The sequence below is a fragment of the Streptomyces sp. NPDC058459 genome (assembly GCF_042721685.1).
Classification (GTDB): Bacteria; Actinomycetota; Actinomycetes; order Streptomycetales; family Streptomycetaceae; genus Streptomyces.
The window spans coordinates 6,033-23,134 of the sequence record NZ_JBHXLV010000099.1 but is presented as its reverse complement, the minus strand read 5'-3'; the positions used below and the strand labels follow the sequence as shown (position 1 = coordinate 23,134).

The window sequence follows — 17,102 nt, the reverse complement described above, 5'->3', positions numbered from 1 at the left end:
GGGGCGGGCCCGTGCGGGCCGGGTCAGCCGGCGCTGACGGGCAGCACCGACCCCTGGTACTTGTCCTCGATGAACTTCTTCACCGCGAGAAGGCTGGCGTAGGGGTTGTTCTTCGCGGACTCCAGGTGGACGGCGTCCTTGGTGGGGCTGAGGCCCGTGTCCTGGGCGAAGTCGTTGTTGATGACGGCGGCGTCCATGTCGTCCAGGGAGCGGGGCAGCTGGGCGGCCTCCATCTCCTGGAACTTCAGCCGGTGATGTCCTTGGCCTTGTGGGAGTAGATCCCCATGGGCGGCAGGTACGCCTTAACCACCGACACCAGGTCGGTTCCCTTGGACCTGTCGAAGTCGTCCAGGAACGGCTGGTTCTGGTAGAGGTTCGCGTCGAGCCTGCCCTCCTGGAGCGCGGTGTCCGGCAGGACGTAGTCCGTGAACTCCTAGATCTCCAGCTTGAGTCCGGCGTCGGCGGCGAGCTTGTCGTCGATGTGCTGGAGGACTTCACCGGCGGGGACGGGGGTGACGCCGACGACGAGCGGGCCGTCGGCGTCGCTACCGCCCTTGCCGGCTGCCGGGCCCGAGCCGCAGGCGGTCAGGCCGAGCGAGAGGGCCGCGGCGGTGGCCGCCGCGAGCCATACGGTCTTGCGCATGTCCGTTTTCCTGAGCGGGTCGGGTCTGGCTGCCGGGCGCGTCAGAACGAGGGGATGACGGAACCCTGGTACTTGTCCTCGATGAACTTCTTCACCTCGGGCGAGGTCAGCAGCTTGGCGAGCTTCTTGACCCGGGGGTCGTTCTCGTTGCCCTTCTTCACCGCGAGGAAGTTGCCGTAGGGGCTGTTCTCCGCGGACTCCAGGGCGATGGCCTCCTGAGCGGGCTTGAGACCGGCGGATATGGCGTAGTTGCCGTTGACGACCGCCGCGTCCACGTCGTCCAGGGAGCGCGGGGTCTGGGCCGCCTCGACCTCCTTGAACTTGAGGTTCTTGGGGTTCTTGGTGATGTCGGCGGGAGTGGCCTCGTTGCCGACGCCGTCCTTGAGGGTGATCAGGTTGTTGGCGGCCAGCAGCTTGAGCGCGCGAGCCTCGTTGACGGCGTCGTTCGGGAGGGCGATGGTCGCGCCGCTCTTGAGGTCGTCGGTCTTCTTGACCTTGTGGGAGTAGAGGCCGAGCGGCTCCAGGTGCACCGTGACGACGGGCACGATGTGGGTGCCGCGCTTCTTGTTGAAGTCGTCGAGGTACGGCTGGTTCTGGAAGTAGTTGGCTCCGACCGAGCCGTCCTCGGTGGCCGTGTTCGGCGTGATGTAGTCACTGAACTCCTTGACCTGCAGGTCGAGTCCGGCCTTCTTCGCCAGGTTCTTGTTGACGAAGTTGAGGATCTCGGCGTGCGGGGTGGGGCTCGCGGCGACGATCAGCGGTCCGCTGGCGTCGGCGGTGCCGGAGTCCTTGTCGGAGCCGCAGGCGGAGAGACCGAGGGTGAGGGCTCCGGCGGCGAGGACGGCGGTGGTGAGCTTGACGGTGTTACGCACGAAAAGTGCCTTTCCTTAAGAGTGGTGCGACCCCGGGCTTGGGTGGCCGGGGAGTATGTGGGATGCGGAGGGGCGGGCTCAGGCGACCCTGGTGATGTCGGCGGCGGCCGGCTCCTTGGCCTTCAGCAGACGCAGCCTCGGCGCCGGTCCGGAGCCGCCGCGTCCGTGCAGGGAGCGGGCGGCGAAGTCACCGGCGAACTGGATGAGGGAGATGACCACGGCGAGGATGCCGACGGTGATCCACATCAGCCCGGTCTCGAAGCGCTGGTAGCCGTAGCGGACGGCGAGGTCGCCGAGTCCGCCGCCGCCGACCGTGCCGGCCATGGCCGAGTAGCCGATGAGCGCGATGATCGTGGTGGTGGTGCTGGCGATCAGCGAGGGCAGCGACTCGGGGATGAGCACCCTGCGGACGATGGTCCAGCTGCTGCCGCCCATGGCCTGCACGGCCTCGACGAGTCCGCCGTCCACCTCGCGGACGGCCGTCTCGACCAGCCGGGCGAAGAACGGGATGCCGCCGATGGCGAGCGGCACGATCGCGGCGGCGGTGCCGATGGTGGTGCCGGTCACCCAGCGGGTGAAGCTCATCAGCGCGACCATCAGGATGATGAACGGCATCGAGCGGCCGACGTTCACGATCTGGCCGATCACCTTGCTGGCGACGACGTTCTGGAGCAGTCCGCCGCGTTCGGTGAGGACGAGGAGGATGCCCAGCGGCAGGCCGAGGGCGACGGCGATCAGGGTGGACCAGAGCACCATCGAGAACGTCTCGGAACACGCCTGGGACAGCAGCGGCTGAATCTCGGACCAGGTCACTTCGCGCCCTCCGTCACCAGCACGGGCTCACCGTCGGTGCCCACCACGTCCACCTGCAGTCCCTGCTCGCGCAGGAAGCCGACCGGCACCACGTTGTCCTCGTAGCGGCCGGGCAGTTCGATGCGCATCCGGCCGATCTGGAGGCCGCCGACGGTGTCGATGGCCGCGCCGAGGATCGAGATCTCGATGTTGTAGGTGCGGGCCAGCTGGGAGACGACCGGCTGGGTGGCCGCCTCGCCGTGGAAGGTGATGTCGAGGACGGTGCGGTCGTCCGTGCTCGCCTCTCCGCCTACCGGGAACAGGGCGGAGGCCAGCTGGGAGCCGGGGGTGGTCAGCAGTTCGCTGACGGTGCCGGATTCCACGATGCGTCCCTTCTCCATGAGCGCGGCGGAGTCGCAGATCGACTTCACCACGTCCATCTCGTGGGTGATCAGCAGGACGGTCAGGCCCAGCTGCCGGTTCAGGTCGCGCAGCAGCTTGAGGATGGACCGGGTGGTCTCCGGGTCCAGGGCGCTGGTGGCCTCGTCGGAGAGCAGCACCTTCGGGTCGCCGGCCAGGGCGCGGGCGATGCCGACGCGCTGCTTCTGGCCGCCGGAGAGCTGGGCCGGGTAGGACTTCGCCTTGTCGGCGAGACCGACGAGGTCGAGGAGCTCCAGCGCCTTGCGGGAGCGCTCCTTGCCGGACTTGCCGAGGATCTCCAGCGGCAGCTCGATGTTGTCCTGCACGCTCCGCGAGGACAGCAGGTTGAAGTGCTGGAAGACCATGCCGATGTGGCTGCGGGCCCGGCGCAGTTCCTTGCCGGCGCGCGGTCCGCGGCCGGCGAGGGCGGTGAGGTCCTGTCCGGCGACGGTCACGGTGCCGGCGGTGGGACGCTCCAGCAGGTTGACGCAGCGGATCAGGGAGGACTTGCCGGCGCCGGACTGGCCGATGACGCCGTAGACCTCTCCTTCGCGGACGTGGAGGTCGACGCCGTCGAGGGCGGTGACCTCCCGGCCGCGCGAGCGGTAGACCTTGGTCAGGCCCGAGGTGGTGATCACAGGGGTTTCCGTCACTGTCGAGTGCTGGGCGCGGGTGTGCCCGGTGGGGGTCCCCTCTGCTCGGGCGAAGCGGAGAGCGCGGGGGAAGGGGCATGAGTCGCATTTCAGGGACGCGGCACTGTTCTCGCGGGGGCGAGTGAACCGGGAAGAACGGCGTGTGCGCGAACGGCTCGGGTCCGGTGCGCCGGTGCTCCGGAGCCGGGCCGGGCCATGGCTCTCGCTTCGGGGCGCGAGGCTCTCGGGTGGTGCGGGGGCCCTCTAGAAGGCGCGCATTCGGCACGTCGTGCGACACGTACAACGAGCACCGGGCGTGTCGGTCGCCTCGGTCGCAAGGGTGCGGCTGCTCGTCGTGGTCATGCGGTCAGTAAAGCAGACCGGCCGCGCCGATCTAAGAGACCCGTCCACATGCTGGACAGACGTGGACAGTGCCGGCGGGACGCGGGAGTACGGGTGAAGTGCGGTTTCCCGCGTCAGCAAGGGGCAGGAGCCGTGTGCGGCCGCACCGGGTCCGGCGCTCCGGGACCGCCCGCTGTGGCCAACGCCACGACGGGCGTCCGGGCGGCGGGGGCGGCGGCGGGCGTCCGTTTCGGCCGTAATAGGGTCTCCGCATGCTCAATGCCCTGACGCTGGCGACCGGGATCGCCGCGCTGCTGCTGGCCGCCTGGTGCGGCTGGGCCGCACACCGGGATCAGCCGACCAAGGACTGGCATTTCATCGGCATGGCCGCGGTGTCCCTGCTGGCCGTGGTCCAACTGGCCGTCGGTCTCGTGCTGCTGGCGCGGGGCGAGAGGCCGGACCAGGGCATCACGATCTTCGTGGCGTATCTGCTGGGCGCGCTGGCCTGTGTTCCGGTGGCGGGCTTCATGTCGCTGACCGAGCGCACCCGCTGGGGTTCGGTGACGGTCGCGGCGGGCGGCGTGGTGCTGGCCGTTCTCGAAGTACGGCTCTTTGACATCTGGGGAGGCTGACATGACGGCGCTGGAGGAGAAGCCGGCCAGGCTGATCAGCGGTCCGGGCATGCTGCTGGTCTGGTTCTACGGCGTGATGGTGGTCGGCGCCGTGTCGCGCTCGGTCTACCAGATCGCCACGGAGTTCGGCCGGGCACCGCTCGCGTACTCGCTGTCGGCGCTCGCGGGCGTGGTCTACGGGTTCATCACGTACACGCTGGTCAGAGGCGGTGAGACGGCTCGCCGGGCGGCGGTGGTGTGCTGCGCGGCCGAGCTGGCGGGCGTGCTGGTCGTGGGCACCTGGACCCTGGTCGAGCCGTCCGCGTTCCCGGACGCGACCGTGTGGTCGGACTACGGGATGGGGTACGTCTTCATCCCCGTACTGCTGCCGGTGACCGCGCTGTACTGGCTGCGCGCGGCGCGGCGGCGGCAGGCGGCCTGAGACCGCCTGCCCCTCGGGCGCGTCAGGCGGTGGCCGCGTAGGCGGCCGCCGGTTTCTCCAGCACGACCATCTCCACACCGTCGGCGCCCCGCGAGCGGCCCACCGCCCGGTAGCCCAGCTTGCGGCCCAGCCGGAGGCCGCTCTCGCTGCGGTGCGCGGTGCGCAGCCGGTACGTGGTGGCGCCGCGCTGCTCGGCGAGTGCCTTCTCGGCAGCGCCGAGCAGCCGGGCCCCGATGCCGTGGCCCTGGAGGCGGGGGTGGACGCAGAGCATGCCGATCGCTGCCGCGCCGTCCTCGGTGAGCCTGCCGCGCACCGAGCCGACCACTTCGTCACCGAGCCGGGCGACGAGGACGCAGTCGGCGGCGACCTCCTCACGGACCTGGTCCAGGCTCTGCACGAGCGGGTCGATGCGGTAGTTGCCGTAGCGCGCGGCCTCGCTCTGGAAGCAGAGGTACTGGAGCCGGAAGATCTGCTCCGCGTCCGGCCCGGCCGCCGCCGAGATGGTCACGCTCATGCCCATGTGCGCATGCCTCCCGCTCACCTGATCGCTGTTGTCCCCCACGTCTATCCCCGCGCTCCGGGGCCGGCAACCTCCGCCGCGAGTATTCGTCGCAGACATCCCAGACATCTGGAGCGTTCCGGTCCGAGACTGCCCTGTGAGATACCCAACTCCCCCGCGATCTCGCGGTAGGTGAGGTCGCGCGGGGAGAGCAGGGCCGCCATCAGCCGGGGGCAGCGGCCGGGCAGTCTGCGCACCGCCTCGCGCACCACCCGGTGCCGGGCCGCCCTGAGGGCGAGCTGTTCGGGGCCGTGCCGGGGGTCGTCGGCGGGTTCGCCGTCGTAGGGCCGCTCGACGCCGTGGGTACGGCGGCTGAGCCGGCCCTCGTCGCGTACGGCGTCGCGCAGCCAGCCGGTCGGGTCCGGTGGCGGGCCCTGGCTCTCCAGCCGTTCCAGCAGCCGGAGCCAGACGGCCTGTTCCAGGTCGCCGGGTTCGCTCCCGGAGGCATGTGCCTCGGCGGACGCCTCCGCGGCGAGGAGCGGGCGCAGTTCGGTGAGCAGGTCGTGGGTCATGTGCGTCGAGACGCGCCGTCCCGGCCGGCGGGTTTCCGGGACGGCGCACTGTCACCCGTATCAGGGGGCGCGGGGCGCCGGTGTTGACGCTCCGGCAGGTGTCAGCGGCCCAGGAAGTCGGCGCGGGCCAGCACCCCGGTGTCGGCGTTGTCGGTGAAGACCCCGTCGATCCCGGTGGCGAAGTACGTCCGGTAGGCGCCGAAGACGTCGCCGTAGCCGTCGGGGGCGGTGCCCTTGCGGAACTCGGCCGGGAGGAAGGGGTTCTCGTTGCGCAGGGTGTAGGGGTGCAGGACGAGGCCGACCTTGTGCGCGTCGGCGACGAGCCGGGTCGGCTCACCCAGGGTGCCGTCGGACTTCTTCGGGATGACCAGGTCCAGGGTGGGGCCGATGCCCTGGGCGTAGCCCGCGATCTCGCGCAGGCCCGCCGGGGTGATCAGGTCGGCCACCGTGCGGGGGTCGCCGGTCGCGACGAAGTCGTAGGGGCGGCTGGTGTCCGCGCCGAGCAGGACGACGAGGGGGTTGTCCACGATCCGGTTGAGCCGCTGGATGCTGGTCGGCTCGAAGGACTGCAGGACGACCGGCGCGTTCCGGCTGTCCTTGCCGTGCTTGCGCAGCGCCTTGGCCACCCGGCCCTCCAGTTCCAGGCCGAGGCCGCGGAAGTAGGTGGGGTGCTTCAGCTCGGGGTAGATCCACACCTGGCGGCCACGCTCCCGGGTGCGGGCGTCCTGCCACTTCAGGACCTCTTCGAAGGTCGGGATCTCCCAGCGGCCGTCGTAGAGGGTGTTGTGCGGGCGGTTGGCCGGGACGCGCTCGACGGCACGGAGCGTCTTCAGCTCGGCGAGGGTGAAGTCCTCGGTGAACCAGCCGGTGACGGACACCCCGTCGAGCACCTTGGTGGTCTTCCGGCCGGCGAACTCGGGGTGCGAGGCGACGTCCGTGGTGCCGCCGATCTCGGGCTCGTGGCGGCAGACGAGATGCCCGTCCTTGGTGGGCACCAGGTCACCCGCCTCCACGATGTCGGCGCCGAGTTCGAGCGCGAGGTCGTAGGAGCCGAAGGTGTGCTCGGGGCGGTAGCCGCTGGCACCCCGGTGGCCGATGATCGTCGGCACCGGCAGGCCCTTCAGGCCGCGTCCGCCGGACCCTGCCGTCCGGGTGCCGGCCGCGTGGGCGGCGGAGGGCAGCCCGAGGACCGCCCCGCCCGCGCCGAGCACCGCCGCACCGAGGACCGCGCGCCGTCCGGTCGCGCGCGAGGGCTGGTTGGTCCGGTCGCTTTCCATACGCGTCTCCCGCTGTCGTTAGCCAGGTCTTCTTCGGTCCGACCTGGCTGAGGCTCTTGGGTGCGCGCCGATCGTAGGGGCGTGGACATGACGGACGGGAAACCTCGGCGGGAACACGGGGGTGAGTCCTGATGTCCCGTGGAAGGTGAGCTGGTGTCAACAACACGTAAGACCTCGGTGAATCGCGTGGCTCGATGTGCGCTTTTCCCACGCCCGCGAGTAATGTCCTCACCTGCACAGACTCATATCGCCCGCTCGGCCTGGAGGACCCGTTGTCCCGCTTCGCGCTCATCAAGGCAGTGCTCGCGCCGGCCATGCGCCTGATGTTCCGCCCCCAGGTGGAGGGCCTTGAGCGCATTCCCGGCGAGGGTCCGGTGATCCTGGCGGGCAACCACCTCACGTTCATCGACTCGATCGTGCTCCCGGTGGTCTCCAAGCGGCAGGTGCAGTTCATCGGCAAGGACGAGTACGTCACCGGCAAGGGCGTCAAGGGCCGCGCGATGGCCTGGTTCTTCACCGGCGTCGGCATGATCCCGGTGGACCGGGACGGTGCGAACGGCGGCGTGGCCGCGCTGATGACCGGGCGCCGGGTCCTGGAGGAGGGCAAGGTCTTCGGGATCTACCCCGAGGGCACCCGCTCCCCCGACGGGCGGCTGTACCGGGGGCGTACGGGGATCGCCCGGCTGACCCTGATGACGGGGGCGCCGGTGGTGCCGTTCGCCATGATCGGGACGGACAAGCTTCAGCCCGGAGGGAAGGGGTTCCCCCGGCCGGGCAAGGTCACGGTGCGGTTCGGTGAGCCGATGGAGTTCTCCCGGTACGAGGGGATGGACCGGGACCGGTATGTGCTCCGGGCTGTGACGGATTCTGTGATGGCTGAGGTCATGCGGCTTTCGGGGCAGGAGTACGTGGACATGTACGCCACCAAGGCCAAGGCCGCCTGAGGTCGTTCTCCGGGTGCGGGTGCGCTGTGGCCGGTAGCGCGGGTCCCGGGCTAGAAGCCCCGGTCCAGCCGCTGGTTCTTCAGCAGGAACCATGCCGCCGCCGAGGCCGCCAGCAGCACCGCCGCTCCCGCTCCTGACGCCAGATGCAGGCCGTGTACGAAGGACTCCCTCGCAGCGTCCAGCAATGCCTGGGACGTCGGGGCGGGCAGCCCCGCTGACGCTTCCACTGCCGCGCCCAAGGACTCGTGGACCGTTTCCGGAGTGCCCGGCGGAGCCGCGAAGTCGCGGTAGACGGCCGTGACGATGGAGCCCAGCAGGGCGATGCCCAGGGCCGCGCCGAGTTCGTAGGCCGTTTCCGAGACCGCAGAGGCGGCGCCCGCGCGGTTCTTGTCCACGCTGGAGAGGATCACGTCGGAGGTGACGGTGAAGGAGAGGCCCGCGCCGACGCCGACGATCAGCAGGGCGGCGCCGAGCAGCGGATAGCCGGTGGTGGCGTCGAGCGTGGTGAGGACGGCGAGGGCCACGCCGATCGCGGCGAGGCCGCCGGAGACCACCGCGCGTACCGAGAAGCGGCGGGCCGCGTGGCCCGCGACCAGCCCGGCCACCACCGCGCCCACGGCGGCGGGCAGTTCGGCGAGGCCAGCCTCGAACGGGCGCCTTTGCTGGACCAGTTGCAGGAACTGGGACAGGAAGAACACCAGCCCCGACATCCCGAGCACGGTCAGCAGATCGGCGAGCACCGCCCCGCTGAAGCCCCGGTGCCGGAACAGCCGCATGTCCAGCAACGGGGTCGGCAGGGTGCGCTGACGGCGGACGAAGCAGTACAGCGCGGCCGCGCCCAGCAGGCCGGCGGCCACGGTGAGCGGGCTGAAGCCATGGGTGGCGGCCTCCTTGACCGCGTAGACCAGCGCGAGCATGCCGACCAGGGACAGCAGCACGCTCGTCAGGTCCCACGGGCCGGGGCTGGGGTCGCGGGACTCGGGCAGGGTACGGATGCCGACCAGGACCAGGACCGCCATCAGCGGCAGGTTGATCAGGAACACCGAGCCCCACCAGAAGTGCTCCAGCAGGAAGCCGCCCACGATCGGGCCGACGGCCGTGCCGGCGGAGGCGGTGGCACCCCAGATGCCGATGGCGAGGCTGCGCTCGCGCGGGTCGTGGAAGAGGTTGCGGATCAGGGCGAGGGTCGCGGGCATCAGGGTGGCGCCCGCGACACCGAGCAGGGCCCGCGCCAGGATCATCAGGCCGGGCGTGGTGGCGTAGGCGTTCAGGACGGAGATCGCACCGAACGCGGCCGCGCCGCACAGCAGGACGCGCTTGCGGCCGACGCGGTCGCCGAGGCTGCCCATCGAGACGAGCAGTCCGGCGAGGACGAACGAGTAGACGTCCCCGATCCACAGCAACTGGGTGCCGGAGGGGTGCAGGTCCTCGGTGATGTAGGGGGTGGCGAGGCCGAGGACGGTGGCGTCGACGGCGACGAGCAGGACGGCGAGGACGAGCACCGCGAGCGCCAGCCAGCGGCCGGGGCGCCGCTCGGTCTCGACGGGTACGGGCTGCCGCAGGGTGCTGGTCATGATTCCGCCCTGCGCAGCGCGCCGCCGAGCAGCAGTTCGGAGACCATCGTGGAGAAGTCGCGGGACGCCACCCGGCCGTCCACCGCGGCCCAGGCGCACGAGGTGATCAGCCCGTAGAAGGCTTCGGTGAGCCAGCCGGGGGTGAGGTCGATTCGGAGGTCGCCGTCGCGCTGGCCGCGCTGGAAGAGGGCGCTGATCCGGGTGTCCAGGTTCAGCCAGCCGGTGTTCTGCCCCCCGCCCTTCCAGAGCTGGTTCTCGCCGTAGAGGAAGGCGAGGAGTCCGGCGGCGGGCTGGATCTCGCTCACCAGGCGGCGGACGGCGTCGGCGGCGGGGCCCTCGTCCAGCCGGGCGCGGTCGAGCGCCGCCTCGCACTCCGCGATGCCGAGCGCCTCCAGCGCGCGGACCAGTGCGTCGCGGCCGGCGAAGTGGCGGTGGAGCGTGGCACGGCTGATCCCGGCCGCGCGGGCGACCTCGTCCATGGTCGCGGTGGACTTGCGGGTCAGCAGGGCGGCGGCGGAGCGCAGCACGTGGTCACGGTCGAGAGCCATGAGACAAGCATACCTCGCTTGATACATGCATGTCTCACTGCGGGCACGTGGGTCTCAGTGCCAGGGCAGCTCGCCACGTCGCGCCCAGTAGGTGTGCGGGTCCTCCGCGAGGGCGTCGAGACGGCTCTGCTGGTCGCCGGTGAGGTCGACGGCGGCGGCGTGGAGGTTGGAGCCGAGCTGGGGCACGGTCGCGGCACCGGAGAGGACGACACCGGCCCACGGGTGGCGCAGGATCAGCGCGAGGGCCACCGCGTCGGTGCCGAGCCCGGTCTCCTCCGCGATGTCCTTCAGGGCCTGGGGCGCGTGCTCCGGGGCGAGCCGGCCGTTTGCCATGCCCTCCTTGACGATCACCGTCAGCCCGGCGTCGTGCGCCTCCGCCAGCGCGGGCCCCGCCGAGGTCTCCAGCGCGTTGTACGTGGACTGCACGGTGCCGAAGAGGGGCGTCCCGTCGACGGTGATCTCCAGCGCGGCCCGGATGGTGCCGGCCTGGGCGGGACCGCTGGTGGAGAAGCCGGGGGTGAGGCCGCCCGAGGCCGCTTCGGCGAGCTCCCGGTGCAGCTCGCGGTCGGTGAGGGCTGGGCTGTCGGGGGTGAGGGAGTGGATCTGGTAGAGGTCGAGCCGGTCCCCGAGGAGGGCGTCGGTCTCGGCGCGCTGCCGCTCGTACGTGGCGAGGGTGTGGTCCTTGACCTCGTGCCGCTCGGCGTCGGTGGACCAGTCGGCGGTGTAGGTGTAACCCCACTTGCTGCCGACCACCGCGTCCTCGGTCTCCGGGCGGGCCGCCAGCCACTCCGCGAGGAACTCCTCGCTGCGGCCGTAGGAGCGGGCGGCGTCGAAGTAGCGGACACCCTGGGCGTAGGCAGCGTCGAGGAGTTCGTGCGTGCGGGTCCGCAGCGCTTCGGCGCTCCGGTCGTCTCCCAGGTCGTGGTCCCGGTTCAGGTTGATGTAGCCGGGGCGGCCCACCGCGGCCAGGCCGAGGCCGAGGTGGCAGGTGGGGGTGGTCGCGGAGGAGAGGCGGGTGAAGGGCATCGCGGGGTCCGTTCGGTCGGTTGATCAACCAACGGCCAAGCTAACCCGCGACACCCTTCCTTCAGTTCTTCTTCGCGCCGGCCCAGGTGTGCTGTTCCACGAGGTCGGCCTTGACCTCGGCCATCTGCACCGCCACCGCGCTCGGGGCCGTACCGCCCCTCCCCTTTCGGGACGCCAGCGCGCCCTTGACGTTCAGGACCGTGCGGACCTCCGGGGTGAGGTGGGGGGAGATCTTGGCGAACTGTTCGTCCGTAAGGCCGTCCAGTTCCTTGTTCTCGGCCTCCGCGACCTTGACGCACTCCCCCGCGACCTCGTGTGCGACCCGGAACGGCACGCCCTGGCGGACCAGCCACTCCGCGATGTCGGTGGCGAGCGAGAACCCGGCCGGGGCCAGCTCCTCCATGCGCTCGCGGTGGACGGTGAGGGTGGCGATCATGCCGGTGAAGGCGGGGAGCAGCACCTCCAGCTGGTCGCAGGAGTCGAAGACGGGCTCCTTGTCCTCCTGGAGGTCACGGTTGTAGGCGAGGGGCAGCGCCTTCAGCGTGGCCAGCAGGCCGGTGAGGTTGCCGATCAGCCGGCCGGACTTGCCGCGCGCCAGCTCCGCGATGTCCGGGTTCTTCTTCTGCGGCATGATCGAGGAGCCGGTGGAGAACGCGTCGTGCAGGGTGACGAAGGAGAACTCCTTCGTGTTCCAGATGATGATCTCCTCCGCGATCCGCGAGAGGTCGATGCCGATCATCGCGGTGATGAAGGCGAACTCAGCGGCGAAGTCCCGCGAGGCCGTGCCGTCGATCGAGTTGCCGGCGCTGCCGCGCTCGAAGCCGAGGTCGCGGGCGACCGCCTCGGGGTCCAGGCCGAGGGAGGAGCCTGCGAGCGCGCCGGAGCCGTACGGCGAGACGGCCGTCCGCTCGTCCCACTGGCGCAGCCGCTCGGCGTCCCGCCCGAGGGACTGGACGTGGGCCAGCACATGGTGGGCGAAGAGCACGGGCTGGGCGTGCTGGAGGTGGGTGCGGCCGGGCATCGCCACGTCCGGGTGGGCCTCGGCGAGCCCGACCAGGGCGTCCTGGAGGTCCGCGATCAGGCCGCCGATGATCCGGGCGTGGTCGCGCAGGTACATCCGGAAGAGGGTGGCGACCTGGTCGTTGCGCGACCGGCCCGCGCGGAGCTTGCCGCCGAGGTCGGGGCCGAGCCGCTCCAGCAGGCCGCGCTCCAGGGCGGTGTGCACGTCCTCGTCGGCGATGGTGCCCGTGAAGGAGCCGTCGGCGACGTCCGCCTCCAGCCGGCCGAGCCCCGCCAGCATCCGGGTCAGCTCGTCCTCGGTGAGCAGGCCCGCGGTGTGCAGCACGCGCGCGTGGGCGCGGGAGCCGGCGATGTCGTAGGGGGCGAGCCGCCAGTCGAAGTGGACGGACGCGGACAGCTTCGCCAGGGCCTCGGCGGGACCGTCGGCGAAACGGCCGCCCCAGAGCCGTACGTCACCGCTGCTGCTGCTCACTGCGTTGCTCCTCAAGCTCGTGATGTGCCGCCGCCTCCCCGCCCTGGTGGGTGGGGAGGCGGTCGGCCTACTGCTTCGACGACGCCGGTCAGGCGAGGTCCACGTCAGGCTCCGCCTGCCAGATCACGCCGCGCCGCGATCTTCGACGACAGGCTGTAGATGTCGATGAAGCCCTTGGCGGCGGCCTGGTCGAAGGTGTCGCCGGTGTCGTAGGTGGCGAGGTTGAAGTCGTACAGCGACGACTGGGACCGGCGGCCGGTGACGACGGCACGTCCGCCGTGCAGGGTCATCCGGACGTCGCCGGAGACATGCTCGTTGGCCTCGGTGATGAAGCCGTCCAGCGCCCGCTTCAGCGGGGAGAACCACTGGCCGTCGTAGACCAGTTCGCCCCAGCGCTGCTCCACCTGCCGCTTGTAGCGGGCGAGTTCACGCTCGACGGTGACGTTCTCCAGCTCCTGGTGGGCGGTGATCAGGGCGATGGCGCCCGGAGCCTCGTACACCTCGCGTGACTTGATGCCGACGAGGCGGTCCTCGACCATGTCGATCCGGCCGATGCCCTGGGCGCCGGCGCGCTCGTTGAGCAGCTGGATGGCCTGGAGGACGGTGACCGGGCGGCCGTCGACGGCCACGGGCACACCGCGCTCGAAGGTGATGACGACCTCGTCCGCCTCGTGGGCCTCGGCGGGGTTGGAGGTGTACTCGTAGATGTCCTCGATCGGGGCGTTCCAGATGTCCTCCAGGAAGCCCGTCTCGACGGCGCGTCCGAAGACGTTCTGGTCGATGGAGTACGGGGACTTCTTGGTGGTGGCGATCGGGAGGCTCTTCGCCTCGCAGAAGGCGATGGCCTTGTCCCGGGTCATCGCGTAGTCACGGACCGGGGCGATGCACTTCAGGTCGGGGGCGAGGGCGACGATGCCGGCCTCGAAGCGGACCTGGTCGTTGCCCTTGCCGGTGCAGCCGTGGGCGACCGTGGTGGCGCCGTGCTTCTGCGCGGCGGCGACGAGGTGCTTGACGATCGTCGGCCGGGAGAGGGCGGAGACCAGCGGGTAGCGGTCCATGTACAGGGCGTTCGCCTTGATCGCCGGGAGGCAGTACTCCTCGGCGAACTCGTCCTTGGCGTCGGCCACTTCGGCCTCCACCGCACCGCACGCGAGGGCGCGCTTGCGGATGACGTCCAGGTCCTCGCCGCCCTGGCCGACGTCCACCGCGACGGCGATGACCTCGGCGCCCGTCTCCTCGGCGATCCAGCCGATGGCGACGGAGGTGTCCAGTCCGCCTGAGTAGGCGAGTACGACGCGCTCGGTCATGGGTTCTCTCCTCACATGCATTCGCTGATATGCATGAGTATGCAGAACTCCGCATGATTCGTCAATCGCGGGGACGGGGTAGGCACCGGGCATGGGAAAGACATATGAGCGCATCGACGGCAGACTCCGGAGCTTCATCGAGGAGCAGCCTCTCTTCTTCACCGCGACCGCGCCCCTGGCCGGCGACGGCACGGTGAACCTCTCCCCCAAGGGGCTCAAGGGGTCGTTCGTCGTGCTGGACGAGCTGACGGTGGCGTACCTCGACTTCGCGGGCTCCCACGCGGAGACCGTGGCCCACCTGCGGGAGAACGGCCGGATCACCCTGATGTGGTGCGCCTTCCAGGGCCCGCCGAACATCGTGCGCGTGCACGGCCGGGGCGAGCCGGTCTTCCGCGACGACCCGCGCTTCGGCGGGCTGCTGGCCGCCTTCCCCGGCATCGACCCGGCCCCGCACGGCCTGCGGGCGATCATCGTGGTCCATGCCGAGCTGGTGCGGGACTCCTGCGGGTACGCCGTCCCCCGCATGGTCTACGAGGAGGACCGGGATTCGCACCGGCGGCGCTTCGTGCGGGAGGACGACGCCTCGCTCAGTGCGTACTTCACCGGTAAGGAGCACATCGCGACGAGCATCGACGGGCTGCCCGGCCTGCCGTTGCCGCTGCCGCCCTCCGCCGTCTGAGCCATGCGGCCAAGGCCACCGCACGGCAGCAGGGCACCGATACGACACCGACCGGGCTGTACGACCTGCCCTCCGGCTTCGGCCGCCACCGTCCGGTGCGCGGGCGTCTTCCTGCACTCCGACAGCAAGCCGACAGGACGCCGGCAGCGAGGGGACGACTGCGGGCCGGGTGTCCGTACCCGGCGACGCCACGGCCCGCGTCCTGCGCCGGGTCACCCCCCGGGACGCTGAACACTCCGCCCGCACCGCGCGTATGTGTGGGTCAAGGGCCAAGTCCCCCGGAGGAACCGTGACCACCACGCTCGCAGGCGGACGCGCCGCCCGCCGCCAGACGATGCGCCGCATCCGCCCGCGCCGCTCACCGGCCGTCCCGCTCCTGCTCGCCGTCTGGGCGGGCGCGGCGGCCGTGTTGTGGCTCTGGTGGCACAACACCCCCTCGATCGCCGACAACGCCGGCCGGGTCCTCAACGCGGGCCGGATCACCGGTCTGCTCGCCGGGTACCTGATGGCCCTGGTGGTGCTCCAGATGGCGCGCGTCCCGGCCCTGGAGCGGCGGGTCGGCTCGGACCGGGTCGCCCGCTGGCACGCGATGAGCGGCCGCTACACGCTGAGCCTGGTCGTGGCGCACGTCTTCCTCATCATGTGGGGTTACGCCCTCCAGGCGGGCAAGTCGCTCGGCGACATCGTCCAGCAGACCGTGGACTCGGTGAACCAGCTGCCCGACATGGGCAAGGCGGCCATCGGCACCGGCCTGTTCGTGGTGATCGGGCTCTCCTCCGTGGGCGCGGTCAGGCGCAGGCTGCCGTACGACACCTGGTACCACGTGCATCTGCTCACCTACGCGGCCGTGTTCCTGACCTTCTGGCACCAGATCACCACCGGCAACGACTTCGCGGTGGAGCCGACCGCCAAGACCTTCTGGTACGTGCTGTACGGCGCGGTCACCGCGCTGGTGCTCTGGTACCGGGTGATCGTGCCGGTCCGGCTCAACCTGCGGCACCGGATGCGGGTGGAGGCGGTGATCGAGGAGTCGCCGGGCATCGTGTCGGTGCTGATCTCCGGGCGGAAGCTGCACCGCATGGGCGCGGAGGCGGGCCAGTTCTTCCGCTGGCGGTTCCTGGCTCCGGGCATGCGGTTCAGCTCGCACCCGTACTCGCTGTCGGCGGCTCCCCGGCCGGGGATGCTGCGGATCACCGTGAAGGCGATCGGCGACCACAGCGCGCGGCTGCGTGAGCTGGAGCCCGGCACGCGGGTGTGGGCGGAGGGCCCGTACGGGGCGCTCACCGCGCAGCGGCGCAGCCGGGGCAAGGTGCTGCTGGTGGCGGGCGGGGTCGGGATCACGCCGATGCGCGCGCTGTTCGAGACGCTGCCGGGCGCCTCCGGTGACATCACCCTGCTGTACCGGGCGAACACCACCCAGGATCTGGCGCTGTGGGACGAGCTGGCGGCCATCGCCGAGGAGCGGGGCGCCCGGCTGATGTACGCGGTCAACAGCCCGCAGGGCGAGCGGCCGGACATCTCGGCGGAGAACCTCCGGCGCAAGATGCCCGACATCGACCGCCACGACGTCTTCATGTGCGGGCCGCCCGGCTTCGCGCAGTCGGTGTACGAGGCACTGCGCGGCGCGGGGGTCCCCGCCCGGCGTATCCATCACGAGTCGTTCGAGATGTGAGCGGAGCTCCAGAAGCCATGAGGAAGAGCCACCCCCTTCGGCGTGTGATGCTGGCCACCGCGGCCACCGTGTCCGGTGTCGTGCTGCTGCTGTCGCTGAAGCCGGCGTCAGATCCGGCCTCCGCCTCGGCAGCCGCCCCGCCGGCGTCGGCGGCCGCGCAGGAGTCCCCGCAGGGCGGGTCCGGCGGCGGTGCCCAGGCGTCGGACCGGGCCGGCACGGTGACCGGGGAAGCGGCGCAGACGCCGTACGGCGCGGTGCGGGTCCGGCTGACGGTCAGCGGCGGGAAGATCACCAAGGCGGAGGCCGTCGAGGCGCCCAAGGGCCCGACGAGCGACGAGAAGACCGCGCTGGCGGTGCCCAGGCTGAACCAGGCGGCCGTCGCCGCCGGGAGCGCGGACATCGACTCGGTGTCCGGGGCGACCTACACCAGCACCGGGTACAAGAAGTCGCTCCAGTCCGCGCTGGACCAGGTGAAGAAGGGCTCCGGCGGCGGGAGTCCGGGGGCGGCGCAGGCGCGTACGGTCACCGGCGGCGCCGAGCAGACGCCGTACGGGGCGGTCCAGGTCCGGGTCACACTCAGCGGGAAGAAGATCACCAAGGCGGAGGCGGTCCAGGCGCCCAAGGGCCCGACGAGCGACGAGAAGACCGCGCTGGCCGTACCTCGGCTGAACCAGGCGGCCGTCGCCGCCGGGAGCGCGGACATCGACTCGGTGTCCGGGGCGACCTACACCAGCACCGGGTACAAGAAGTCGCTCCAG

General features: G+C 71.0%; 17 protein-coding genes and 1 pseudogene. 6 read left to right on the top strand and 12 right to left on the bottom strand.

Features of this window, described 5'->3' with window-relative positions; translation table 11 throughout:
* Window positions 1-23 precede the first annotated feature (23 nt).
* The 4 genes and pseudogenes from ACFWN1_RS19360 to ACFWN1_RS19345 all read right to left on the bottom strand — a co-directional run bounded on the left by ACFWN1_RS19360 (window position 24) and on the right by ACFWN1_RS19345 (window position 3,365).
* Window positions 24-643 (bottom strand): annotated as a pseudogene (locus ACFWN1_RS19360) (MetQ/NlpA family ABC transporter substrate-binding protein).
* Between the two features lie 41 nt (window positions 644-684).
* Entirely contained in the window at window positions 685-1,515 is an 831-nt protein-coding gene (locus tag ACFWN1_RS19355; protein WP_384363416.1) for a MetQ/NlpA family ABC transporter substrate-binding protein, read from the bottom strand.
* Between the two features lie 78 nt (window positions 1,516-1,593).
* On the bottom strand, window positions 1,594-2,328 hold the full coding sequence (locus ACFWN1_RS19350; RefSeq protein ID WP_384363414.1) for a methionine ABC transporter permease: 735 nt from the start codon (window positions 2,326-2,328) through the stop codon (window positions 1,594-1,596).
* Window positions 2,325-3,365 (bottom strand): methionine ABC transporter ATP-binding protein, encoded by a 1,041-nt coding sequence (locus ACFWN1_RS19345; RefSeq protein WP_384363412.1) that lies wholly within the window; start codon window positions 3,363-3,365, stop codon window positions 2,325-2,327. Before ACFWN1_RS19345 ends, ACFWN1_RS19350 begins: the two co-directional genes overlap by 4 nt.
* A gap of 608 nt (window positions 3,366-3,973) precedes the next feature.
* Between ACFWN1_RS19345 and ACFWN1_RS19340 the strand changes: the two genes are divergently transcribed.
* A complete protein-coding gene (locus ACFWN1_RS19340; protein WP_384363410.1) occupies window positions 3,974-4,333 on the top strand; it encodes a hypothetical protein in 360 nt (119 codons plus the stop codon).
* Between the two features lies 1 nt (window position 4,334).
* Window positions 4,335-4,754, top strand: a complete 420-nt coding sequence (locus tag ACFWN1_RS19335; RefSeq protein ID WP_384363408.1) for a hypothetical protein — start codon at window positions 4,335-4,337, stop codon at window positions 4,752-4,754.
* A 22-nt stretch (window positions 4,755-4,776) separates the two neighbouring features.
* On the opposite strand, the gene ACFWN1_RS19330 is transcribed toward ACFWN1_RS19335, so the two are convergent.
* The 3 genes from ACFWN1_RS19330 to ACFWN1_RS19320 all read right to left on the bottom strand — a co-directional run bounded on the left by ACFWN1_RS19330 (window position 4,777) and on the right by ACFWN1_RS19320 (window position 7,102).
* On the bottom strand, window positions 4,777-5,274 hold the full coding sequence (locus ACFWN1_RS19330) for a GNAT family N-acetyltransferase (RefSeq protein WP_384363406.1): 498 nt from the start codon (window positions 5,272-5,274) through the stop codon (window positions 4,777-4,779).
* A gap of 44 nt (window positions 5,275-5,318) precedes the next feature.
* Entirely contained in the window at window positions 5,319-5,825 is a 507-nt protein-coding gene (locus ACFWN1_RS19325; protein WP_384363404.1) for a sigma-70 family RNA polymerase sigma factor, read from the bottom strand.
* Window positions 5,826-5,926: 101 nt separating this feature from the next.
* Window positions 5,927-7,102, bottom strand: coding sequence for a glycerophosphodiester phosphodiesterase (locus ACFWN1_RS19320; protein WP_384363402.1), 1,176 nt, complete (start codon window positions 7,100-7,102; stop codon window positions 5,927-5,929).
* 314 nt (window positions 7,103-7,416) lie between these two features.
* Here ACFWN1_RS19320 and ACFWN1_RS19315 point away from each other — a divergent pair, with 314 nt between their 5' ends.
* A complete protein-coding gene (locus ACFWN1_RS19315; protein ID WP_384363422.1) occupies window positions 7,417-8,046 on the top strand; it encodes a lysophospholipid acyltransferase family protein in 630 nt (209 codons plus the stop codon).
* 50 nt (window positions 8,047-8,096) lie between these two features.
* On the opposite strand, the gene ACFWN1_RS19310 is transcribed toward ACFWN1_RS19315, so the two are convergent.
* The 5 genes from ACFWN1_RS19310 to ACFWN1_RS19290 form a co-directional block, all read right to left on the bottom strand.
* Complete coding sequence (locus ACFWN1_RS19310) at window positions 8,097-9,620, bottom strand: MFS transporter (protein ID WP_384363400.1); 1,524 nt, start codon at window positions 9,618-9,620, stop codon at window positions 8,097-8,099.
* Complete coding sequence (locus tag ACFWN1_RS19305) at window positions 9,617-10,168, bottom strand: TetR/AcrR family transcriptional regulator (protein WP_384363398.1); 552 nt, start codon at window positions 10,166-10,168, stop codon at window positions 9,617-9,619. Before ACFWN1_RS19305 ends, ACFWN1_RS19310 begins: the two co-directional genes overlap by 4 nt.
* Before the next feature lie 54 nt (window positions 10,169-10,222).
* Window positions 10,223-11,194: an aldo/keto reductase gene (locus ACFWN1_RS19300; protein ID WP_384363396.1), complete on the bottom strand. Its 972-nt coding sequence runs from the start codon at window positions 11,192-11,194 to the stop codon at window positions 10,223-10,225.
* A 61-nt stretch (window positions 11,195-11,255) separates the two neighbouring features.
* Window positions 11,256-12,686 carry an argininosuccinate lyase gene (gene argH, locus ACFWN1_RS19295; RefSeq protein ID WP_384363394.1) on the bottom strand — a complete coding sequence of 477 codons (1,431 nt, stop codon included), beginning with the start codon at window positions 12,684-12,686 and terminating at the stop codon, window positions 11,256-11,258.
* Between the two features lie 104 nt (window positions 12,687-12,790).
* Window positions 12,791-13,993 (bottom strand): argininosuccinate synthase, encoded by a 1,203-nt coding sequence (locus tag ACFWN1_RS19290; protein ID WP_384363392.1) that lies wholly within the window; start codon window positions 13,991-13,993, stop codon window positions 12,791-12,793.
* 91 nt (window positions 13,994-14,084) lie between these two features.
* On the opposite strand from ACFWN1_RS19290, the gene ACFWN1_RS19285 reads away from it, so the two are divergent.
* The 3 genes from ACFWN1_RS19285 to ACFWN1_RS19275 all read left to right on the top strand — a co-directional run.
* Window positions 14,085-14,672, top strand: coding sequence for a pyridoxamine 5'-phosphate oxidase family protein (locus tag ACFWN1_RS19285; RefSeq protein ID WP_384363390.1), 588 nt, complete (start codon window positions 14,085-14,087; stop codon window positions 14,670-14,672).
* Window positions 14,673-14,961: 289 nt separating this feature from the next.
* Window positions 14,962-16,344, top strand: a complete 1,383-nt coding sequence (locus ACFWN1_RS19280) for a ferric reductase-like transmembrane domain-containing protein (RefSeq protein WP_384363388.1) — start codon at window positions 14,962-14,964, stop codon at window positions 16,342-16,344.
* A 17-nt stretch (window positions 16,345-16,361) separates the two neighbouring features.
* On the top strand, window positions 16,362-17,102 hold a 741-nt coding region (locus tag ACFWN1_RS19275; RefSeq protein WP_384363386.1), incomplete at its 3' end, for an FMN-binding protein.